The organism is Spirosoma arboris (genome assembly GCF_009754945.1).
GTDB classification, from domain to species: Bacteria; Bacteroidota; Bacteroidia; order Cytophagales; family Spirosomataceae; genus Spirosoma; species Spirosoma arboris.
The window spans coordinates 1-1,757 of sequence record NZ_WPIN01000047.1 but is presented as its reverse complement, the minus strand read 5'-3'; the positions used below and the strand labels follow the sequence as shown (position 1 = coordinate 1,757).

The 1,757-nt window shown below is 49.3% G+C and carries 3 protein-coding genes; all 3 read left to right on the top strand.

Features of this window, described 5'->3' with window-relative positions:
• The first annotated feature begins 239 nt into the window (after positions 1-239).
• Positions 240-686, top strand: coding sequence for a hypothetical protein (locus tag GO755_RS40565; protein WP_157591155.1), 447 nt, complete (start codon positions 240-242; stop codon positions 684-686).
• 75 nt (positions 687-761) lie between these two features.
• A complete protein-coding gene (locus tag GO755_RS40560; protein ID WP_227687295.1) occupies positions 762-1,391 on the top strand; it encodes a hypothetical protein in 630 nt (209 codons plus the stop codon).
• Complete coding sequence (locus tag GO755_RS41730; protein ID WP_227687294.1) at positions 1,336-1,626, top strand: M23 family metallopeptidase; 291 nt, start codon at positions 1,336-1,338, stop codon at positions 1,624-1,626. The genes GO755_RS40560 and GO755_RS41730 overlap by 56 nt, the downstream gene beginning before the upstream one ends.
• Positions 1,627-1,757 lie beyond the last annotated feature (131 nt).

Genomic DNA, 1,757 nt, shown 5'->3' with positions numbered 1-1,757 from the left:
GATCAGAGCTGTTTGATCTACTTAATAAATATCACTGACTTCTACTACGCAGTACCCAGATGGTTTGTTGCGGAAAGTTAATTAATAATGAATTATAAGCCCAAACCTGAGCGAACTGGATGGCTTAAGGCACTCCCCTTTTTAAGACCATTAACTGGCTACGATGAACAATCCGTTAGGGTATCTGTTAGAAAGTACGAACTCAGGCGGCTTGTCCGCCAGCTTAAACGCCGCTGATCATGTTTGAAACCATTTTGAATCTCGTCCGCCAGCATGCGGGCCAGTCGGTTATTAACAACCCCGCCATTCCCAATGAGAAGAACGATACGGTGCTGCAAACAGTCACCAGTGGCATCATGAATGGATTGGGTCAGCAAGCCCAGGGCGGTGGCTTGGGCGGTTTACTGGGGATGGTAACCGGGCAAGGGGGTAGCGTGGCTGATCATCCCGCCACGCAGGGCGTTCAACAGACGGTTCAACAAGACCTGATGAGTAAACTGGGCATCTCACCCCAGGTAGCCATGTCCGTGGCCGGAGCTTTAGTGCCGCTGGTGCTTGGTAAGCTGTTGCATAAAGCCAACGATCCCAATGACTCAAGTGTTGATGCGGGGAGCCTACTCAATTCGCTGGGTGGTCAGAGCGGAGGGCTTGGTACTATACTTGGCGGGCTGTTTGGTAACCACTAAAGCTCAATAAATAACTTAGCCGCACAATCAGTTAGCGCCTTTCTAAGAAGCCATTCCATGCCTATAATTCGGTTAATGTCTCTACTTACCCTCTTACTCAACGTACCGGTTGGAAATGCTCAAAACCAGAAAGCTGGGCTGAGCTTAGCGCCTAAGTCGGTGAACGTAGCTCAGGGTGAAGTGGCTCGCTGGGCTGGCAATTGCCTGCGCTGTAGCTTTGAGAAGCGGGCTTGGTCGGACGTTAATGTTACCTGCTACTATCCCGTTGACATGGCTATGACGCCAGGCTCCTATACCATCTCCCGTCGGACAACGGGCGGCAAATTAGAAACGGCTACCCTCCAGGTGAGCACCAAAGCCTGTATCCAGAAAGACCTTAAAAACTTCCCTAAGAAGGGATATATCAATGTATCTGCGAAAAATCAGGCTCGTGCTGTCAAGGAAGCCGCGATCGTCAATCCAATCCTTAGCTACAAAGCGACCGTTCGTCCTGCCGTCTTCGATCTACCTGTAGGCAAGCCTGCCAATCCACTGCCGAAAGGAGAAGGTAATTTCGGTGCTTGCCGAACGTTTGATGGTCAGCCCCGCGATCGGCATACAGGACAAGACTATCCGGTTGGCATGTGCGAATCAGCCCTGAGCATAGGCAATGGTCGTGTGTTGCTCGTGGCGAATCATTTTTATAGTGGGAACTCAGTTTTATAGTGGGAACTCAGTTTACATTGGTCACGGTAATGGCTTAATTTCCGAGTACTTTCATTTGAAGAGCTCTTTGGTTAAAACCAATCAAACCGTTACCAAAGGTCAAAAGATTGGCTTGGTAGGCGAAACGGGTCGAGTAACAGGTCCTCACCTACATTTTGGGGTCCGTTGGCACGGGGCTTGCATCAATCAGGGCTTTTTACTGATTGATCCGTCCGATATGCCGCAAGTTCAATAAATCATGGCTGAAAACTCAAGGGGCGGTTTCTGGTTATTAAAACAAACTAACGAGTCTCTTCCATGACTAACCATAAGCAGAAAGCACGATTGATTAACGATGGTCTGCCAAAGCCAGCTGTTGGTTCCCAG